Source organism: Catellatospora sp. NPDC049609, from assembly GCF_040675365.1.
Taxonomy (GTDB): domain Bacteria; phylum Actinomycetota; class Actinomycetes; order Mycobacteriales; family Micromonosporaceae; genus Catellatospora.
In genome coordinates, this window is sequence record NZ_JBFAOU010000080.1 from 1 (window position 1) to 20,082 (window position 20,082).

At 72.0% G+C, this 20,082-nt stretch carries 12 protein-coding genes; 4 read left to right on the top strand and 8 right to left on the bottom strand.

Features of this window, described 5'->3' with window-relative positions:
* Window positions 1-108 precede the first annotated feature (108 nt).
* The 5 genes from AB0J67_RS22025 to AB0J67_RS22045 all read right to left on the bottom strand — a co-directional run bounded on the left by AB0J67_RS22025 (window position 109) and on the right by AB0J67_RS22045 (window position 9,884).
* On the bottom strand, window positions 109-2,913 hold the full coding sequence (locus tag AB0J67_RS22025) for a glycoside hydrolase family 9 protein (RefSeq protein WP_363485277.1): 2,805 nt from the start codon (window positions 2,911-2,913) through the stop codon (window positions 109-111).
* A 330-nt stretch (window positions 2,914-3,243) separates the two neighbouring features.
* On the bottom strand, window positions 3,244-4,320 hold the full coding sequence (locus tag AB0J67_RS22030) for a LacI family DNA-binding transcriptional regulator (RefSeq protein ID WP_363485278.1): 1,077 nt from the start codon (window positions 4,318-4,320) through the stop codon (window positions 3,244-3,246).
* Between the two features lie 52 nt (window positions 4,321-4,372).
* Window positions 4,373-7,261, bottom strand: coding sequence for a glycoside hydrolase family 3 C-terminal domain-containing protein (locus AB0J67_RS22035; RefSeq protein ID WP_363485279.1), 2,889 nt, complete (start codon window positions 7,259-7,261; stop codon window positions 4,373-4,375).
* Between the two features lie 313 nt (window positions 7,262-7,574).
* On the bottom strand, window positions 7,575-8,612 hold the full coding sequence (locus AB0J67_RS22040) for a sulfotransferase (protein ID WP_363485280.1): 1,038 nt from the start codon (window positions 8,610-8,612) through the stop codon (window positions 7,575-7,577).
* A 60-nt stretch (window positions 8,613-8,672) separates the two neighbouring features.
* Window positions 8,673-9,884, bottom strand: a complete 1,212-nt coding sequence (locus tag AB0J67_RS22045) for an ROK family transcriptional regulator (RefSeq protein ID WP_363485281.1) — start codon at window positions 9,882-9,884, stop codon at window positions 8,673-8,675.
* 230 nt (window positions 9,885-10,114) lie between these two features.
* Between AB0J67_RS22045 and AB0J67_RS22050 the strand changes: the two genes are divergently transcribed.
* The 3 genes from AB0J67_RS22050 to AB0J67_RS22060 are packed head-to-tail and all read left to right on the top strand — an operon-like array spanning window position 10,115 to window position 13,753.
* On the top strand, window positions 10,115-11,785 hold the full coding sequence (locus tag AB0J67_RS22050) for an extracellular solute-binding protein (RefSeq protein ID WP_363485282.1): 1,671 nt from the start codon (window positions 10,115-10,117) through the stop codon (window positions 11,783-11,785).
* A gap of 10 nt (window positions 11,786-11,795) precedes the next feature.
* Window positions 11,796-12,824: an ABC transporter permease subunit gene (locus AB0J67_RS22055; RefSeq protein ID WP_363485283.1), complete on the top strand. Its 1,029-nt coding sequence runs from the start codon at window positions 11,796-11,798 to the stop codon at window positions 12,822-12,824.
* Window positions 12,821-13,753: a carbohydrate ABC transporter permease gene (locus tag AB0J67_RS22060; protein ID WP_363485284.1), complete on the top strand. Its 933-nt coding sequence runs from the start codon at window positions 12,821-12,823 to the stop codon at window positions 13,751-13,753. The genes AB0J67_RS22055 and AB0J67_RS22060 overlap by 4 nt, the downstream gene beginning before the upstream one ends.
* Before the next feature lie 185 nt (window positions 13,754-13,938).
* Here AB0J67_RS22060 and AB0J67_RS22065 read toward each other — a convergent pair whose 3' ends face one another.
* From AB0J67_RS22065 to AB0J67_RS22075, 3 genes are all read right to left on the bottom strand, one after another.
* Window positions 13,939-14,703: an alpha/beta fold hydrolase gene (locus AB0J67_RS22065; RefSeq protein ID WP_363485285.1), complete on the bottom strand. Its 765-nt coding sequence runs from the start codon at window positions 14,701-14,703 to the stop codon at window positions 13,939-13,941.
* Window positions 14,704-14,934: 231 nt separating this feature from the next.
* On the bottom strand, window positions 14,935-16,341 hold the full coding sequence (gene xylB, locus AB0J67_RS22070) for a xylulokinase (RefSeq protein WP_363485286.1): 1,407 nt from the start codon (window positions 16,339-16,341) through the stop codon (window positions 14,935-14,937).
* A 3-nt stretch (window positions 16,342-16,344) separates the two neighbouring features.
* Complete coding sequence (locus AB0J67_RS22075; RefSeq protein ID WP_363485287.1) at window positions 16,345-18,705, bottom strand: TIM-barrel domain-containing protein; 2,361 nt, start codon at window positions 18,703-18,705, stop codon at window positions 16,345-16,347.
* A gap of 113 nt (window positions 18,706-18,818) precedes the next feature.
* Between AB0J67_RS22075 and AB0J67_RS22080 the strand changes: the two genes are divergently transcribed.
* On the top strand, window positions 18,819-20,082 hold a 1,264-nt coding region (locus tag AB0J67_RS22080), incomplete at its 3' end, for a beta-galactosidase (RefSeq protein ID WP_363485288.1).

Here is a 20,082-nt window from a genome sequence, read left to right on the forward strand (position 1 = left end):
GCCGCCCTGGTCTCCGACCGCACCATCACCTGGTGAAACGCCCCGGAGCAGCACATCGCGTGACCTCAGCTATTGCGCACAAGATCGTAAGAAGGTGCCCTTCCTTTTCTAGCTGACGGTGCAGGTGGCGTTGTTGAGCTTGAAGGCGGTGGGTTCGGGGTTGGCGGTGGTCCAGGCGCCGTTGTAGCCGATCGTGGCGGAGGCGCCGGGGGCGAGGTTGGCGTTCCAGGGCAGGGCCACGGCGGTGACGTTGAGGCCGCTCTGCGACCAGGTCGCGCTGTGGCCGCTGGTGACCGCCTGCCCGGACGCCGGGAAGGGGTAGGTCAGCGTCCAGCCGTTGATCGCCGTGGTGCCGGTGTTCTTGACGGTCACCTTCGCGGAGAAGCCGCCCGGCCACTGGCTCTCGACGACGTACGCCACGTCGCAGCTCGCACCGCCGCCGCTGGGCAGGGTGGTGAAGGTGACCGGCGGCGACGCGGCCGAGGTGTTGCCCGCCCCGTCGACGGCGACCACGTAGTAGGTGTACGACGTGGCGGCGGTGAGCCCGGTCAGTACGAACGAGTTCGTCGTCGGCGAGCCGGTGAGCACGTCGGTGGCGCCCGCTTCGCGGTAGACGCGGTAGCCGGCCAGCCCGCTGCCACCGGTGTCGGTGGAGGCGGTCCAGCTCAGCGTGGCGCCGGTCTGCGTGATCGAGGACGCGGACGGGGTGCCGGGCGTGCTCGGTGCGGTGGTGTCGTTCGGCGGCGCGGTGGTGCTGAAGGTGACCGGCGGCGACGCGGCCGAAGTGTTGCCCGCCCCGTCGACGGCGACCACGTAGTAGGTGTACGACGTGGACGCGGTCAGGCCGGTGAGCCCGAACGTGTTGGTGCTCGGCGAGCCGGCCAGCACGTCGGTGGCGCCCGCCTCGCGGTAGACGCGGTAGCCCGCGAGCCCGCTGCCACCGGTGTCGGTGGAGGCGGTCCAGCTCAGCGTCGCCGACGTGGCGGTGACCGAGGATGCGGTCGGCGTGCCGGGCGTGCTCGGCGCGGTGGTGTCCGGGGTGCCGCCGCCGGGGGCGTCGCCCCAGACCTTGGTGGCGCCGTCCCACAGCGTCATCTTCGCGTTGCGGCCCATGGTGGCCTGGTACGACCAGTCGTTGGTCGGGTCCCAGGTGCCCGCGCTGGTGATCCGGAACTGGATCTCGCGCCGCCAGTCGGACTGCCCGGCCGGGATGATGTTCTGCCCGGCGCAGGAGATCTGCACGTAGTACACGTTCCCGCTGTGCTGGGTCGGCCCGGTCGGCGGCGAGCACTGGTTGTACGCCGTCTGCAGGCTGATCTGGCTCGGCGTGGTCGACCCGTCGAGGGTGAAGTAGTACCGGAACGAGCCGTTGGACAGCGCGCGGGCGGGCCAGGCGGTCTTGTTGTAGACGAACGCCTTGGTCTCGGTGAAGTTGCTGCCGGGGGTGTTGATGCCGGACTCGATGTACAGCTCGGCGTCGTCCGGGGTCTCCGTGGGCGGGAAGCTCGCCAGCGGCGTGCCGCCGTACTCGGCGTACATGCGCACCAGCGCCGAGGTGAAGCCGCTGTTGTAGTCGGTGGCGACCTCGTTCATCTGGAAGTTGCCGCGGTCGTCGGTGTAGGAGTCGTTGGCCGAGCCGGGCCCGCCGACCAGCGCGCCGTAGAGCACATGCCGGTTGTTCGTCGGATTCTGCAGGCTGTCGGTCCACGAGCCGTGTGCGGTGCGGTGGTGCGGGTTGCGCGGCGGGTTGGTCCCGAAGCCGTTGACGTAGCTGCGGTTGTTCGGGTTGTCGCCGAGGATGTAGTTGATCTGCCGGACGCCGAAGTCGTGGTAGCGGGCCTTGCGGGTGGCGTCGGTGATCCAGTCGGAGTAGAGCAGCGCGACCCAGGCCGTGTTCGCCGAGTAGCGCAGCGAGCCCCACTGCTGCAGCCAGGCCTGGCCGCCGGGGGAGTAGGTGATGCGCTGGCCGTTGTAGCCGACGGTCCAGTAGTCCAGCCACCGGTTCACGTCGTCGATGTACTGCTGCTTGCCGGTGAGCTTGGCCAGCAGCACGTACGAGCCGTAGGTCTTGTCGTCCCAGTCGTGGGTCCACTTGTAGGACTTGATCGTCGACTGCGGCTCGGTGCTCAGGTTGGCGTAGTACGCCTCGGCCTTGGTCAGGTACGCCGCCTCGCCGGTGGCCCGGTGCAGCCACAGCGCACCCCAGACCAGCTCGTCGTTGAACCCGCTCCACGAGTTGTAGTAGCTGCTCGCGTCGGTGATGCACTCGCTGTACTTGCGGCGCACCGTGTCGGCGAACGTGTAGAGCTGGCGGGCGTGGCTGAGCAGGGTGTTCGCGTACGTCGCGTCGGTGGGCCGGAACACCATGGAGGAGGCGGCCATCGCGGCCGCGGTCTCCGCTGCCAGGTCCGACCCGCCGCAGCTCGCATCGATCTTGTACGCGGGCCGCGCCATCTTCATCACCTCGGCGGGCCCCCACCACTGGTGGTCCGCGCCGCCGTTGCCGACCTGCCCGTAGAGCACGTTGGCCGACGGGTGCGCCTTGATGAAGTAGTCGTTGACGAAGCGCAGGTTGTTCAGCAGGTGTGTGAGCTGGCCCGAGGACTGGTACGCGGACCGGTACTCCACCGCGCCCCAGGCCAGCATGGTCGTCGTGCTCGCCATCGGGAAGCCGAACTTGACGTGGTCACCGGCGTCGAACCAGCCGCCGGTGAGGTTGATCCCGACGTCGGAGCCGTCGTTGAGGGCGGAGTTGCCGCGCCAGGCGACCCGGTTCCAGGAGGGCTTGGGTCCGGCGGCCTGGGCCTCGTAGAAGAACAGCGACTTCTGCAGCGCCTCGGCGTAGTTGTAGGGCGCGGCGGCCTGTGCGGGCGCGGCGGACAGGCCGACCGCGAGCGTACCGACGGTCAGCACGCCGCAGGCTCCGGCGAACAAACGGCGCCACCGGCCCGGAGGGCGGATGGCGTCACTGTGTGTAGGCACTAGGATGCTCCTGTCCGTGGAGCCGCGCGACGCGAGTCGCCGCGGTAGGGCACAGGTGGGGCGGATGTGGGCGCATCCGCCCCACCGCTACCTCGGTTCGCGTGCGCGGTGGGATGTCAGGGTTTTCCAGTGTTTCGGTAGACATCGATGGAAGCGCTCCCATCTCCGTCAGCACGATTTAACCGCGCGGTTGCCGTCTTGTGAAGCCCTGATTTCGCGGGAAACCCCTTACCGGGCAACGACTCTCGCTGACCTGCGGGGCTAGGGGCGCGCCGGGGCGGCGGTGCTGGCGCGGGCGGTGAGTTTCGGCGCGAGCAGCGTCGAGTCGGGCACCGCCGCGCCGTCGAGCTTCTGCATCAGCAGCTCGACCGCGTGCCGGCCGACGTCCTCGGCGGGGATCTGCACCGAGCTGAGCACCGGCGAGCAGCGCTCGGCCAGCTCGTCGGGGCAGATCGCCACCACCGAGACGTCCTCGGGCACCCGGCGGCCCAGCGTGCGCAGCGCGGTCAGCACGTGCGCGACCGCCGCCTCGTTGTGCACCACCAGCCCGGTCAGGCCGGGGTGGTGGTCGAGCAGCTGGGACAGCGCCGTCTGCACCGCCTCGGGATGCTCCTCGAACGGCTGGGCGTACGCGGTCAGCCGCTGCCGCTTCGCGGCCTCCAGGAAGCCGTCGCGGGTGCGGTGGGCGAAACCGGTGTCCCGGTCGTACACCACGCGCGGCGCGCCGAGCAGCGCCACCTCCCGGTGGCCCAGCGCCGCCAGGTGCTCCACGCAGACCGCCCCGGCCCGGTGGAAGTCGAGGTCGACGCAGGTCAGCCCGGCGGAGTCGGCGGGCAGGCCGATCAGCACGCTGGGCCGCTCCAGCTTGCGCAGCGTCGGCACCCGGGGGTCGTGCATCTCCACATCCATCAGCACCAAGCCGTCCACCAGCGCCCCGGCGGCGACCCGGCGCAGCCCGGCCGGGCCCTCGTCGGCGGTCACCAGCAGCACGTCGTGGTGGTGCAGCCGGGCGCTGGTCACCACGGCGGTGGCGAACTGCATCAGCACCGGCAGGTGCATGCCCTGGCGCAGCGGCAGCACCAGCGCGATCACGCTCGACCGGTTGCTGGCCAGGGAGCGGGCGCCGGCGTGCGGGTGGAAGCCCAGCGCGCGGATGCTGGCGTGCACCCGGGCGCTGGTGCCGGCGGAGATGGCGCGCTTGCCGCTGAGCACGTACGACACCGTGCTCGTGGACACGCCCGCGTGCCGCGCCACGTCGGCGATGGTCACGACGCTGTCGCGCTGAGCCGACCGCCGTGCCCTGCCGTTCATCGGCGTCCCCGCCTGATCAGGGCTCACACCCGCACCTCGCTGCTCTCCGCGGCATGACCCGGCCGATACCCCGTGCGTGTCACGAGAACCGCAGTTCGCTGACGATGATGCCCGGTGCGTCGCAGACCAGGTATAGGTCGGTCCGGCCGGACGCGGTCAGCTCACGGCTGATCTTCTGGTACGCGTACCGCCCGCCGCCCGCCGAGACGGCCTCGGCCAGCACCTCGCCGTCGAGCGGGTCGTCGGCCAGCAGCGCGACCCGGCCCGGCGCGCCGGTCACCGCGAACTCCACCGTGCCGCGGCCGGACAGGTCGGTCGCGCCGAACGACAGCCACGCCCCCGCGTCGGTGGCCCGCACCGAGTCGCCGCGCTCCGGCGTCGTGTCCACCAGCGCCACCGCGCACGCCTCGTCGTGGTCGATCGCGCGCAGCACCCCCGCGGGCACCCGGCGCGGGCCGATGCGCTCGCCGCGTACGGTCAGCGTGGCGCAGCCGCGGATGTCGGTGGCCGAGCGGCCGACCATGACCTTGTGCCGGGCCGCCTCGACCACGAAGCGGCTCGTGGTCACGTCCCAGAAGGACAGGTCGGCGGCCTTCAGCTCGATGGTGACCACCGTCTTCTCGCCCGGCGCCAGCGCGATCCGCCGGAAGCCGCGCAGCCGGCGCAGCGGCTGCTTGACCCGCGACCGCTGCTGGTGCGTGTAGAGCTGGACGACCTCCTTGCCGGGCCGCTCGCCGACGTTGGCCACCTCGATGTGCACCGCGACGACGCCGTCGGCGTCGACCGTGTCGGTGTCCAGGGTGACCGCGCCGTACTCGAACTCGCCCCAGCTCAGGCCGTGCCCGAAGGGGTAGAGCGGGGTGCCGCGGTAGTAGAGGTACGTCGCGTCGCTGGTGATGATGTCGTAGTCGTAGAGATCGGGCAGCTCGCAGTGGCTGCGGTACCAGGTCTGCGGCAGCCGGCCGGCCGGCTCGGCGTCGCCGAACAGCACGTCGGCGAGCGCGTGGCCGAACTCCTGCCCGCCGTGCGAGCTCCACACGATCGCGGGCAGGTGCACGTCGGCCCAGGTGATCGAGTACGGGTAGCTGCTGGTCAGCACGAGGGCGGTGCGCGGGTTGGCGGCGTACACGGCGCGCAGCAGCGCCTCCTGCGCGCTGGGCAGGGCGAGGTTCTCGCGGTCCTCGGTCTCCCGGCCGTTGACCAGCGGGTGGTTGCCGAGCACCACGACCACCGCGTCCGCCTCGGCCGCCGCGGCGGCCGCCTGCTCGATTCCGCTGCGGCGCAGCTCCACGGTCAGCCGCGCGGCCTGCTCGTAGGAGGCGCCCACCGCGGCGATCCCGTCCTCGCCGACGGTGAGGTAGCTCTGGCTCAGCTCGTGGTGCAGCGACAGCGTGCCGTCGGCGCGTTCCACCAGGCGGAACGTCTCGTGCACGTCCCAGCCGTGCGGGCCCGGCGCGTCGGCGACCAGCACCCCGTCCCTGACCGTGACGTGCCTGCCGTTGGCGACCGAGCGCAGCGCCAGCACGCTGGTGCCGTGGTGGCCGCCCCGGCCGGGGTGGGTGCCCCAGTCGAACACGTCGAACCCGTGCGGGTCGGCGAACGCCCGCCGCAGCCCCGCCCCGCCGGTGGGCCGCTCGCTCGGCGCGGCCGCGCCGGTCTCGTCACCGCCGGGTGTGGCCGCGTCGGGCACCGCGAGGTAGCCGCCGCCGGCCAGGCGCAGCGCGATGCGGTCGGCGCCGTCGGCGAACGCGACGTTGTCCGCGCCGAGCCGCGCCGCCAGCCCCGCTCGGGCGGTGACCTGGTAGGGCAGCGTGCCGCTGTACCAGTCGGCCATCAGCTGGTCGCCCAGCGGGCCGATGACGGCGACCTGGCGCACCTCGGCGGCGTCGAACGGCAGCAGCCGGCACTCCTGCTTGAGCAGCACCATGCTGCGGGTGGCCGCCTCGCGGGCCAGCTGCTGGTGCGCCGGGCAGTTCACCGTGTCCGGGTCGAGCCGGGTGTACGGGTTCTCCTCGGCCGGGTCGAACTCGCCCAGGCGCACCCGGACGGTCAGCGCGCGGCGCACGGCGCGGTCCACGTCCGCCTCGGTGAGCAGCCCGCGGTCCAGCGCCTCGGTGATCCGCTCGATGGTGACGTGGGAGCGGGCGTCGGCGTCGGTGAAGCTGTCCACCCCCGCCTTGAGCGAGGCGGCGTGGCTGGCCGCGTGGTCGGGGAAGTACGCCTGCTGCGCCGGGTCGGCCAGGTTGCTCGGCGCGTACGCGTCCGATACGACCAGCACCTCGTCGTCGGTCCAGCTGCGCAGGTCGTCGTTCAGGTGCGGGCTGACGTGCGCCGGGCGGCCGTTGACCAGATTGTACGACGCCATCACCGCGACCGCCGCGCCGCTTTCGATCGCGGGGCGGTACGCGGGCAGCTCGTACTCGTGCAAAACGCGGGGGCCGAGGTTGCTGGAGCTGACACAGCGGTCGTTCTCGTTGTTGTAGCCGAGGAAGTGCTTCAGCGTCGGGGCGGTCTTCAGGTAGACGGGGTGGTCGCCGCGCAGGCCGCGCGCGTACGCCTCGCCCATGATCCCGGTCAGCCAGGCGTCCTCGCTGTACCCCTCCTCGTTGCGGCCCCAGCGCGGGTCGCGCAGCGGGTTGACCACCGGGGCCCACACGTTGAGCTGGGCGCCGGCCGGGTCCTTGTGGTGGCTGGCCCGGACCTCGTCGCCGACGGCCGCGCCGACCCGGCGCACCAGCTCCGGATCCCAGCTCGCGCCGAGCCCGACGGCCTGCGGGAACACCGTCGCCTCGCCGAGCCAGGCCAGGCCGTGCAGGGCCTCGGTGCCGGTGCGGAAGCCGGCGAGCCCGAGGCGGGGGATCGGCGGCTGGTGCTGGTGCAGCAGGGCCACCTTCTCCGGCAGGGTCAGCCTGCCGAGCAGGTCGTCGACGCGATCGGGCAGGGGCAGGCGGGGGTCGCGGAAGTTCATCGCCGGGTTCCTTCGTCTGGGCGGACGGTCGGAAAGTGCGTGGAGTCAGGGCGGTGCGAGTCGAAGCGCTTCGACAATGGATCAGCGGGACGTTCCCTGATCCACAGTCGAAGCGCTTCGACGATCTGCCGAAAAATACTCCGCCCGGCGTTGTTTCCACCTGATTTCTCAACGGAGTACGCCAGAGGTTTACCGCGCCCGGTGCCCGGTCGTCAAGGGAGCGTTCCCATTCGATCATCCGTAATCGCCCGCCGATGCTCCGTCCACGTTGTCCACCAGCGGGCGCGCGGCTTCGATCATGACCGATGAAGGATCAGTGGGGCAGCAGCTCGCGTGGCCCGGCGGGGCGGTACGCCAGCGACTCCGCGGGGCGCAGCCGGTCGCGCAGCGAGCCCAGCGTCCGCCGCAGACCGACCGTGCGGCGCGGCCCGTCGAGCCGGGCGTAGTGAAGGTGATGAACCCGGCCGGGGCCCTGCCACCACGGCGAGCCGGCGTCCGACAGCGGGTAGCCCAGCTCGCGCAGGTGCCCGCCCAGCTTCGCCTCGCACAGCGTGATCTGCCACGGCGCCAGCCGCTCCCGCCAGCTGCCGACCCGCTGCGTGGTGACCGGCTCGTGGGTCAGCCGGTGCCAGCTCTTGCGGCTGGGCACGGCGACGTCGGCCACCCGGGCCGGCTCGGCCATCGCCGGGTCGTATTCCTCGCCCAGGAAGCGGCAGATCTCGCGCAGCTCCGGCTCCGGATCGGCGACCAGCCGCTCGTAGCGCACCTCGTGGTAGCTGCCGGCGGGCAGGCTGCGGCGGGCGCGGGCCGAGCTGTCCATCGCCCGCGCCCAGTCGGAGATCGCGTGGCACACGTCCTTGCCCTGCTGCCACGGGGTCTCGCCGAGGGAGGCCACGCAGTCGCGCCCGTCGCGCACGATGTTGACGATCTGCGCGTCCGGGAACAGCCGTAGCAGCGGCCCGAGATTGTTCAGGTACGCCGGGCGCTTGTCGCCCCAGCGGGGCTTGTCGAAGCGGCGGGCGTACGCCCGGAACACGATGCCCAACGCCGAGCCCAGCGTCGGCGGCCCCGCCGTGATCTCCTCGATCACCGCGTCCGGGTCGAGGCCGAGGTCGCCGAAGGCGGTCTTCCCGTCCACGATCCACTCGGCGAGGCGGCGGCGGTTGGCGGGCTCGCCGAGGTCGCCGTAGGAGCGCCGGTCGCCGTATGCCGCCAGCAGGAACCGGGTCTCCGGCGGGATCGCGATGCGCGGGTGCGCATGCAGCATCAGCTGCAGCATCGTCGTGCCCGAACGCGGACAGCCCACCACGAACACCGGCCGGTCACAACCCACGGGTACAACTCCGTCCACAAAATTTGTCCGGATTACACCCTTATTAACGACCCGCGAACAGCCGACGATGCGCGCGGGTCAGAGGCGGGGGAGGCGGCCGGCGTCGACGTGGTCGAGGACGGTGGCGGCGCCGCCGGTGGCGGCCGCGCCGTGATCCAGGATGGATGCGGCGACCCGTACGCCGCCCTGCTCGGGTCCGACGCGGCGGGCGCGCAGCTCGGTCTCCACGGCGGGCAGCAGCCACGGCGCGAGGGGGACGAAGTAGCCGCCGAGCACGACGACCTCCGGGTCGAGCAGGTTCACCAGGATGGAGACGCCCACGCCCAGCGCGCGGCCGACCTCGTCCAGCGCCCGCAGCGCCGCGGGGTCGTTGCCGCGCGCCCGGCGTACCACCTCGTCGACCTCGGGCTGCAGGTCGGTGATGTCGCCGTCGCCCGCGACCTCGGGCAGCACCCGCGCGATGATCGCGGTGATCCCGGCGATCGCCTCCAGGCAGCCGCGGCGGCCGCAGCCGCACTCGGGGCCCTGCGGGTCGATGGTGATGTGCCCGATCTCGCCGGGGAAGCCCCGGTGGCCGCGCAGCGGGTGCCCGTCGCTGATGATGCCCGCGCCGATGCCGACCTCGCCGGTCAGGTAGATCAGGTTCTGCGCGCCGGCGAACTCGCCGTAGCGGGACTCGGCCAGCACGGCGAGGTTGGCGTCGTTGTCGACGGCGACCGGGAAGCCGGGCTCGCCCAGCGCGCGGTTGACGATGTCGCGCAGGTTGACGTCCCGCCAGCCCAGGTTGGGGGCCATGATGACGACGCCGTCCGGGCTCACCAGGCCGGGCACGCCGACGGTCAGGCCGAGCACCCGCCGGTCCTCCTTGAGCACGCGGTTGACCGCGCGCCGGCCCAGGGCCGCGATGGCGGTGGCGGCCTGCGCCGGGCTCGACGCGAGGCCGGCGAACGAGCGTCGCCAGGACAGCACCTGCTGCCCGGCCAGGTCGATGGCGACCGCGGTGAGATAGTCGGCGTTCACTTCCAGGCCGATCGCGGCGTACGGTGAGCCGTCGAGGACCAGCATGGTCGCCGGGCGGCCGATGCGGTGCTCGGTCAGCCCGGTCTCGCGCAGCAGCCGCCGGTCGATGAGGTCGGCGACGAGGCTGGAGACGGTGGCCTTGTTCAGCCCGGTCGCGGCCGCGATCTCGGCGCGCGAGCAGGGTGCGTGCCCGCGTACGTAGCGCAGCACGACGGCGAGGTTCGTCGCCCTGACGTCGGCGAAGTCCGCCGGCTGAGGGCCGCGCTGCATCGTGATCACCGTCTGCCCTCCGGTGTGGCTGCACTGGTCGCACCATCATGCCGTATCCGGCCGACCGGTAGTACGGGCGCGGACTCCCGCATGGGAACGCTCCCTTGTGGCGGACCGGACCATGGGTTAGTTTGTTTAGTCGAAAGACGAACTAACTGTACCGCGCAACCGTTCCACACACACCCCCTTTCCCCGATCCTGAGCTTGACAAATGACGAAGGGAGCACGCCGTGGACAACCCCCTCGCGGGCGCGGCGGCGAACCGCCGGTCGTTCCTGAGCCTGATGGGCCTGGGTGCGATCGCCGTGGCCGGCGGTGGCACGCTCGCCGGCTGCGGTGAGAAGGCGGCGGACGAGGGCACCGCGCAGGCGGTCGACCAGCTGTCCGCGGTCCTGCCGAAGTACCAGCCGCTCGAGCTGGTGCAGCCGGACATCAAGGGCATCTCGCCGGTCGCCAACGGCTTTACCAAGTACCCCGCCTCGCTGGTCGACGCGATCACGGAGAAGCCCGGCCGGGGCAGCACCATCACCACGATGACGCCGTACTGGGGCCAGGTGCCCGCGGGCCCGGGGCAGAACGCCTACCTCGACGCGATCAACGCGGAGCTGGGCGCCACGGTCACCCCCGGCATCCAGGACGGCAACACCTACGCCGACAAGCTGAACGCGATCCTGCCCGCCCGGGACATCCCGGACGTGCTGTGCATCCCCAGCTGGGAGCTGCCGAAGATCCCGAACTTCTCGGAGGCGGCCAAGGCGCTGTTCGAGGACCTGTCCGACCACCTCGCCGGCGACAAGGCCAAGCCGTACCAGATGCTGGCCAGCCTGCCCACCGTGGCCTGGTCGAACGCGATCTGGAACAAGCGGCTGATGGCGGTGCCGTGGCCGACCGACGGCCCCTACCCGTGGGCGCTGTTCTACCGCAAGGACCTGACCGACACGCTCGGCGCGGCCGTGCCGAAGAGCGCCGACGAGCTCTACCAGTTCGGCAAGAAGGTGACCAACCCCGACAAGGGCGTGTGGGCCTTCAACAACATCCAGGCCATGGTGGAGATGATCTTCCGGGTGCCGGGGTCCAAGGAGGGCTGGCGGCACAAGGACGGCAAGGTCGAGTTCAAGTACGAGACCGCCGAGTTCAAGGCCGCGCTGGAGTTCATGGCCCGCCTCTACCAGGAGGGCCTGGTCCACCCGGAGGTCGTGGCCAGCAAGGGCGCCGACGCCAAGCTGCTGTTCTCCGGCGGCAAGATCCTCATGATCCAGGACGGCGTGGGCGCGTGGCTCGGCATGCAGGCCGAGCAGCAGAAGGTCACCCAGGGCTTCAACATGCAGCCGGTGCCGTTCTTCGCCAACGACGGCGGGCAGCCGCTGGTGCACGGCTCCGGCGACCCGATCTTCTACACCTTCGTCAAGAAGGGCCTCGGCAAGGAGAAGGTCGAGGAGATCCTGCGCATCCTCAACTTCGCGGCGTCCCCGCTGGGCACCAAGGAGTTCGAGCTGATCGAGTACGGCGTCGAGGGCAAGCACTTCAACAAGGGCGCCGACGGCTGGCCGCAGGGCACCGACCTGCAGGGCAAGGAGAAGGCGGACCAGTTCCGCTTCCTGGCCGGCACCGCGCCGACCATCAAGTACGACGCGCGGGTCCCCACGTACGTCAACGACCTGATCAACTGGCAGAACGCCGCCGTGGGCTTCCTGGAGAAGAACCCCTGGGAGGGCATCAAGATCGAGATGCCGGCGAGCTACGTGAAGATCAAGCAGCCCACCGAGGACAAGATCACCGACATCGCCCGCGGCCGGCGGCCGCTGTCCGACCTCGACGTCGTGCTGAAGGAGTGGCGCGACGGCGGCGGCGAGGAAGGGCGTACCTTCTTGGCCAAGGCGCTGTCCGACGCAGGCCGATGAGGTTGAACGCATGACAGGCACCACCGGGGTGGCCGGGCCCGCGCAGGCCCGGCCCCTCCCCGTCCAGGCGACACCCGAGCCGCAGGCGGCACCGCCGACCGGCAAGCGGCGCATGTCCTTCGGCGCCCGGTTCCGGCGCGACCGCGGGCTGCTGCTGATGACCGTGCCCGCCGCGCTGCTGCTGGCGGTGTTCCACTACCTGCCGCTGCTGGGCAACGTGGTCGCGTTCCTGGACTACGACCAGTGGGCCGGCGACAGCGCCGTCGAGGCGATCGTGAACAGCCCGTTCATCGGGTTCACCAACTTCGCCGAGCTGTTCGAGGACTCGCAGTTCTGGGACGCGCTGCGCAACACCCTCGCGCTCACCACGTTCCAGCTGGTCTTCTTCTTCCCGCTGCCGATCGCGCTGGCGATCCTGCTCAACAGCGTGCTCTCGCCCCGGCTGCGCGGCTTCATCCAGACCGTCGTCTACCTGCCGCACTTCTTCAGCTGGGTGCTGGTGGTGACGTTCTTCGTGCAGATGCTCGGCGGGGCCGGCCTGCTCGCCCAGGTGCTGCGCGACAACGGCATGGAGCCCTGGAACATCATGGGCAACCCCGACACGTTCATCGTCCTGGTCAGCACCCAGGCGCTGTGGAAGGACGTGGGCTGGGGCACCATCATCTTCCTCGCCGCGCTCACGGCGATCGACCAGAGCCTCTACGAGGCGGCCGCCTCCGACGGCGCGAACCGCTGGCGGCGGCTGTGGCACGTCACCCTGCCCGGCCTGCGCCCGGTGGTGGTGCTGCTGCTCATCCTGCAGCTCGGCAACTCGCTCACGGTCGGCTTCGAGCAGTTCATCCTGCAGCGCGACGCGGTCGGCCGGCAGGCCGCCGAGGTGCTCGACACGTACGTGTACTACCTCGGCCTGGTCACCCAGGACTACGGCGTGGGCACGGCGGCCGGCCTGTTCAAGGCGGTCATCGGCCTGATCCTGATCCTGGCCGCCAACCGGGTGGCCCGGCGCTTCGGCGAGGAAGGGGTGTTCGTCCGGTCATGACCACCGCCACCGTACGACCGCCGCGCGCCAAGCGGCGCAGCCAGCGGCCCGCCTGGGAGGAGCAGCCCACCGTGGCCGGGCAGCTCGCCAAGGGCGCCCTGCTCACCGCCGTGGTGCTGGCCGTGCTGATCCCCGTATGGTCCATCGTGGTGACCAGCTTCTCGTCCCGCAAGGCGATCGCCGACGCGGGCGGCATGGTCTTCCTGCCCAGGGACTTCGACATCTCGGCGTACGTGCTGATCTTCACCCGGGGCGAGGTGTCCCGGGCGGTCTGGAACAGCATGTTCGTCACCGTCACCGGCACCCTGATCAGCCTGGTCTGCACCGTGCTCGCCGCGTACGGGCTGTCGCGGCCGGGCAGCCTGTGGCACCGGCCGCTGCTGCTGTTCTTCCTGATCACGTTCCTGATCGGACCGGGTCTGATCCCCAGCTACCTGGTGGTGACCAGCCTCGGGCTCAAGGACACGCACTGGTCGCTGATCCTGCCCACCGCGATCAACGCGTTCAACCTGATCGTCGTACGGCAGTTCTTCATGGGCATACCGGCCGAGCTGATCGACAGCGCCCGCATCGATGGCGCCGGGGACTGGCGCATCCTGACCCGCGTCGTGCTGCCGCTGTCCAAGGCCGTGGTCGCCGTCGTCGGGTTGTTCTACGCCGTCGGCTACTGGAACATCTACTTCAACGCCGTCATCTACCTGAACAACTCCGAGGACCACGTGGTGCAGCAGGTGCTGCAGGCGTACATCCTGGCCGGGCAGAGCCCCGCGGGCATCGGCTCGCCGCCGGCGCTCGGGTTCAACGCGCCGCCGAGCCTCGCGGTCAAGATGGCGGTCGTGGTCGTGGTGCTGATCCCGATCGTGATCGTGTACCCGTTCATCCAGCGCCACTTCACCAAGGGCGTCATCACCGGCGCCCTCAAGGGCTGATCGCCGCGGCACTCCCTTCGCCGCGGCGATCAGCCGTCCCCGTTCCCGTCCGTGGCGCCGGGAGTCGGTCGGGCGTGATCGCAGTTTCCGGTCAGAAAGTGCGGTCTCACCACAGGTTCTGACCGAAATCAGCGATCATGCCGCGGCACCTCAGGGTCGCCGCGCGGCCCGGAGGCTGCGGCGGCTCAGCCCAGGAACGAGACGATCGCGGCGGCGAACTCGGGGTTGCGGACCACGGTGAGGTGGTCGCCGGCCAGCACCTTCCAGCGCGCGTCGGGCAGCCCCGCGGCGAGCACCTCGGGCCGCCGCGCCAGCCAGTCGTCGGTGCCCGCGAGCACCAGCGCGGGGACGGTGATCCGGTCCAGGCCGATGGGCGCGCGGTGGCTCGCCCGCGCCTGCGCCGCCAGCGCCCGCCGGTCGGCGCCGGTGGCCTCGGCGAACATGCGGAAGCCGAGCACCCGCTCGTCGGTGATGGTGGACGGGTCGTCGGTCAGCAGGCCCTCGATCAGCTCCTTGCCGGGCAGTGCGGCGCGGTCCAGCCCGCCCTGCTCGACGACGCTGGCGCCGATGCCGCCGGTGACGAGCCTGCGGACGCGGTGGTCGCCGGACGCGGTGAGCAGCGCGACGATGCCGCCCATGGAGTAGCCGGCCAGGTCGTACCGGTCCAGCCCGAGCAGGTCGACGAGCACGCCGAGGTCGCGGGCCATCTTGTCCTCGCCGTACCGGTCGGGCTCGGTGTGCTTCTCCGACGAGCCGTGGCCCCGGGCGTCGATCGCGACCACCCGGCGCCCGGCAGCGACCAGCGCGTCCACCACGCCGGGGACGTGCCAGTTGCCCAGCGCGGACGAGCTGAACCCGTGGTGCAGGACGACGGCGGGCCGCTCGCCGCCGGGCTCGCCCCAGGTGTGGTACGCCAGGGTGGTGCCGTCGAACGAGGTGAAGGTGTGCATGGCGGCTCTCCGATCCAGGTCAGGGACTGTGCGTCCGCTGCACCCGACCGGCACGCCGCCGCGCGCGCGGCGCTACGTGATCAGTCTCCGGCCCTTGCCCGGCCCGGCCATCGGCAACTTCACCGGTCTCCCACCGGCCACCACCAAGATCGCGACGATCTTGCGTGAACTGTTGGGGATATGCCCGAAAGGCGCGTGTCATACCCACAGTCCACGCAAGATCGGCCGGGGTCAGGGGTGGCGGGGGAGGGTGAGGTCGCGGGCCTCGGTGTAGCGGGCGCGGACCGAGGCTACGGGGTCGGACTCGAAGAGCTCGGCGCCGGTGAGGGGCCACTGGGGTGGGGTGCCGGTGGCGATCCAGGCGGCTTGGCGGGCGGCGCCGTCGGCTACGTACTCGCCGGGTGGGGGGACCAGGACGGGGCAGCCGAAGACCGAGGGGGCGATGCGGCGGACCGCCTCGGAGCGGGCGCCGCCGCCGACGAGGACCACGCGGTTGACCGTCGCGCCCTGGCCGCGCAGGGCGTCCAGGCCGTCGGCGAGGGCGCAGAGCATGCCCTCGACGGCGGCGCGGGCCAGGTGGGCGGGGGTGGAGGTGCCCAGGGTGAGGCCGTGCAGGGAGCCGGTGGCGTCGGGCTTGTTGGGGGTGCGCTCGCCTTCCAGGTAGGGGACGAGGACGAGGCCGTCGGCGCCGGCGGGGGCCGAGAGGGCCAGGTCGGCGAGGGTGGCGTGGTCGACGCCGAGCAGGGTGGCGGCGGCGTCGAGGACGCGGGCGGCGTTGAGGGTGCAGACCAGCGGCAGGAAGTGGCCGGTGGCGTCGGCGAAGCCGGCGACCGTGCCGGTGGCGTCGGCGGCGGGCACGGTGGCCACGCTGAACACGGTGCCCGAGGTGCCGATGGAGACGATGACGTCGCCGGGCTGGGCGCCGACGCCGAGCGCGGCGGCGGCGTTGTCCCCGGCGCCGGACCCGAGCAGCGCGCCCGCCGCGGTGCGGCCCGCGGAGTCGGCCGGGCCGAGCACGACGGGCAGCAGCACGTCCTTGCCGAAGGCGAGCTTGAGCAGGTCGCGACGGTACTCCCCGGTGGCGGGGGACCAGTAGCCGGTGCCGGAGGCGTCGCTGCGGTCGGTGGCCAGCGCGGCGAGGTCGCCGGTGCCGCCCAGCCGCCAGGTCAGCCAGTCGTGCGGCAGGCAGACGGCCTCGGTGCGGGCGGCGTTGCCGGGCTCGTTGCGGGCCAGCCAGCGCAGCTTGGTGACGGTGAACGAGGCCACCGGCACGCTGCCGACGGCGTCGGCCCAGCCGCGCGGCCCGGCCTCGCCCGGCCCCAGCTCCGCGACCAGGTCGGCGGCGTCCGGGGCCGAGCGGGTGTCGTTCCACAGCAGCGCGTCGCGCACGACCGCGCCGGACGCGTCGAGGCAGACCATGCCGTGCTGCTGCGCGCCGACCGCGACCGCCGCGACGTCGTCCAGCCCGCCCGCCTCGGCGATCGCCGTCTGGAGAGCCTGCCACCAGGCCTCGGGCGGGCAGGACGTGCCGTCGGGGTGGGCGGCGCGGCCCTGGCGGACGAGCGCGCCGGTGCCGGCGTCACGTACCACCACCTTGCACGACTGGGTGGAGGAGTCGATGCCGGCGACAAGTGCCATGGTTCAGTCTCCTGGTGCCTGCCAGGCCGCCGTGAGCAGGCCGTCCACCATGCTGAGCGAGGCCTCGGCGCCGTTGACCAGCACGGTGGCCGGAGGGGTGCCGCCGGCGACGGTGGGGAATGCGATCGCCGTGACCCGGGCAGGCCCGGCGATGGTCACCGTGAGCGTATCGCCGTCCCGGCGGGCCGCGACAGTGCTTGCGTGACCGTCGTCGCGGATCTCGCACTGCCCGTCGCCGCCGCCGAAGCTGAGCAGGGTGAGCTGCTGCCACGGCCCGTCGGCGACGTGCGCGGCGGGCGCGGTGACCGGCAGCAGGGCGTCGCGGCGCACCCACAGCGGCACCTGCTCCAGCGGCGGCGCGACCCGCAGCGTCGCGCCGCCGCCGACCACGTCGCCGGTCCACCAGTCCACCCACTGCCCCGGCGGCAGATACACATCACGCTGCTGCGTCTCGCTGATCATCGGGGCGACCAGCAGGTCGGTCCCGAGGCGGTACACGTGCTCGGCGCGCCAGGACGCCGGGTCGGCGGGGGAGTCCACGGCCAGCGCCCGCATCATCGGCTCGCCGGTCTCCGCCGCGCGCCGCGCGAGGGAGTACAGGTACGGCAGCAGCCGGTAGCGCAGCCGCAGCGCCTCGATGACGGCCGGCTCGACCGCCGGGAAGCGCCACGGCTCGCGGGTGGTCGTGCCGTGGAAGCGCAGCAGCGGCGACAGCGCCCCGAACTGGGCCCAGCGCAGGAACAGGTCTTCGCTCGGCACGCCGCAGAACCCGCCGGTGTCGTGCGACCAGTACGGCACACCCGACAGCCCGTGCGCGAGCCCGCCGTTCATGGAGGAGGCCAGCGCCTCGTACGTGCACATGGTGTCGCCGCCCCACTGCGCCGCATGGCGCTGCCCGCCGAGGTAGGACGAGCGGGCCCAGACCAGGTCGTGCCCGTGCACCTCGCGGGTGACCGCGCAGACGGCGTCGTTGAACAGCAGCGTGTAGACGTTGTGCAGCTCGGTGCCGGTCATGCCGTTGTGGGCGACCGCGTCGGCGGGCACGCCCTCGGCGAAGTCGGTCTTGAACGCGTCGACGCCCTGGCGCAGCAGCGTCCGCAGCAGGTCGGAGAACCAGGCCGTCGCCTCGGGGTTGGTGAAGTCGACGATGCCGCAGGCCGGGAAGGACCCGTGCCAGGAGTCGGCGACGTACACGGCCCCGTCGGGGCGGCGCAGCAGGAAGCCGCGCTCGGCGGCCTCGGCGAACCGGTCGGACTTGTGGGACAGGTAGGGGTTCATCCACACGCACACCCGGAAGCCCTGCTCGTGCAGCGTGGCCAGCATGGCGTCCGGGTCGGGGAACGCCTTGGCGTCCCAGCTCAGGCTCGACCAGGTGCCCTCGGCCTGCCAGTAGCAGTCCAGGTGCAGCACGTCGCAGGGGATGCCGTGCTCGCGGATGGTCGCCGCCCGCTCCAGCACGGCCCGCTGGTTGTCGCGGAAGAAGCCGGACGAGATCCAGGAGCCGAAGGCCCACTTGGGCGGGCAGGCCGGGCGGCCGGTGAGGGCGTCGTAGCGGTCGAGCACGTCGTTCGGGGTGGGCCCGGCGAGCACGTAGTACTCCACCAGGTCGTCGGGGACGAGCAGCTGGGTGACGCTGCCGGTGGACGCGCCGAAGTCGAACTCGACCGGCATGCCCGAGTCGACGACCACGCCGTAACCGCGGCTCGACTGGTAGAACGGGATGTTCTTGTACGCCCGGTCGGACTCGCTGCCGAAGGCGTCGAAGTTCCACATCACCGGGCGCTGGCCGCGCAGGTTCAGCGCGGTGAAGCGCTCGCCGGTGCCGGACAGCACCTCGTCGGCGGGCAGCGTGAAACTTTCATGGAACGCCACGATCCGCCCGTCGATCCGGGAGCAGCCCAGCGGCAGGTTGCGCATACGGCCGGAGATGTCGGTCAGGCCCGGGTCGCTGCGCAGCAGCAGGCGACCGTCGGCGTCGTGGAAGGACAGCCGCCACGGGTTCAGCGTGATCTCGGCGGTGAGCGGCCCGGCGCTGATGGAGACCGTGTTCTCGCCGGCCGTCACGGTCGCGACGGCGCCGGGGTCGGGGTGGGTCAGCGGCAGCAGCCGGGCCGACCGGCTGCGCGCGGAGGGGTCCTCGGACAGGCGCACCCGCAGCACGCCGTCGCTCGCGGCGCCGATCTGGATGTGCAGCGACGTGCCCGCGTCGGTGCGGGCCTGGAACGTCGCGCCGGCGGAGTCCTTGCCGGTCAGCTCCGCCCGGACCACACTTTCCGGGCCGGGCTCGCCGTAGGCGCGCCGCGGCAGCTCGGGCGGGTCGGCGGAGAAGTACTCGTGAGCCACGAGCGGCGGACGGAACGGCATCTTCGACTCCCTGTACGGCGTCTGCTGCAGGTATAACTTCTTTTAGTTTTCCGTGTAGCCAAACAAACGTCAACCGGTTGACCCGCGTGAGGGAGCCCTCTAATTTGGCCGCCGTGCCGATCACCCCGTACTTCTTCGGAGCCGACTGGAATCCCGAGCAGTGGCCCGAAGCCGTCCGCGCCGAGGACCTCGCGCTGATGCGCCAGGCTGGCGTCACCGCCGCCACCGTCGGCGTCTTCGGCTGGGCGGGGCTCGAACCGTCCCCGGGCAGCTACGACTTCGGCCCGCTCGACCGGGTGCTCGACGGGCTGCACGCGGCCGGGATCGGGGCGGTGCTGGCCACCCCGACCGCCTCCCCGCCGCCCTGGTTCACCCTCGCCCACCCCGACGCGCTGGCACAGCGGCGCGACGGCGTACGCCTGGTGCACGGCTCGCGGGACACGTACTGCGTGAACGCGCCCGCGTACCGGGCGGCGAGCCGGGCCGTGGCCGCCGCGCTGGCCTCCCGCTACGCCCACCACCCGGCCGTGACGCTGTGGCACGTGCACAACGAATACGGCACCTGGTGCTTCTGCGACCACTGCGCGGCCGCCTTCCGTGGCTGGCTGCGCACGCGGCACCGCGATCTCGGCACGCTGAACGAGCTGTGGAGCACCGAGTTCTGGAGCCAGCGCTACGGCGACTGGGCGCAGGTGCTCCCGCCGCGCGCCACGCAGTACCTCACCAACCCCGCGCACGAGCTGGACTACCGGCGCTTCCTGTCCGACAGCATGCTGTCCGCGTACGCCGAGCAGCGTGACGCGATCAAGAAGGTCCGGCCCGACGCGCAGGTGACCACGAACTTCGTGCTCGGCGGCTGGGTGCCGGTGGACCACGCCCGCTGGTCGGGGCAGGTGGATCTGGTCGCGATCGACCACTACCCGTCGTCGCTGGACGGTGCCCCGGCGCAGAGCGCGTTCGCCGCCGACGCCGCGCGCGGCTGGTCCGCCGCGGCCGGGCACGGCGGCGACTGGCTGCTGATGGAGCACGCCCCCGCGCACGTCACCGAGGACGGGGTGCAGCGGCGCAAACCGCCGGGCATGCTGGCCAGGATCGCGCTGGGGCACGTCGCCCGCGGCTCGCGCGGCGCGATGTACTTCCAGTGGCGGGCCAGCCGTGGCGGCGCCGAGCAGTGGCACTCCGCGCTGGTCGGCCATACCGGCCCGGACACCCGCGTCTTCCGCGAGGCGACCGACCTCGGCACCCGCCTCGCCGAACTCGCCGCCCGCCGCGCGGCGCCGGCCGACGACCACGCGCCGCTCGACGACCACGCGCCGCTCGACGACCACGCGCCGCTCGACGACCACGCGCCGCTCGACGACCACGCGCCGCTCGACG

Coding starts and splice junctions, on each gene's coding strand:
- AB0J67_RS22075 (WP_363485287.1), bottom strand. CDS start 18,705: ATGCCGTTCCGTCCGCCGCTCGTGGCTCACGAGTACTTCTCCGCCGAC.
- AB0J67_RS22035 (WP_363485279.1), bottom strand. CDS start 7,261: ATGAACTTCCGCGACCCCCGCCTGCCCCTGCCCGATCGCGTCGACGAC.
- AB0J67_RS22065 (WP_363485285.1), bottom strand. CDS start 14,703: ATGCACACCTTCACCTCGTTCGACGGCACCACCCTGGCGTACCACACC.
- AB0J67_RS22045 (WP_363485281.1), bottom strand. CDS start 9,884: ATGCAGCGCGGCCCTCAGCCGGCGGACTTCGCCGACGTCAGGGCGACG.
- xylB (WP_363485286.1), bottom strand. CDS start 16,341: ATGGCACTTGTCGCCGGCATCGACTCCTCCACCCAGTCGTGCAAGGTG.
- AB0J67_RS22060 (WP_363485284.1), top strand. CDS start 12,821: ATGACCACCGCCACCGTACGACCGCCGCGCGCCAAGCGGCGCAGCCAG.
- AB0J67_RS22055 (WP_363485283.1), top strand. CDS start 11,796: ATGACAGGCACCACCGGGGTGGCCGGGCCCGCGCAGGCCCGGCCCCTC.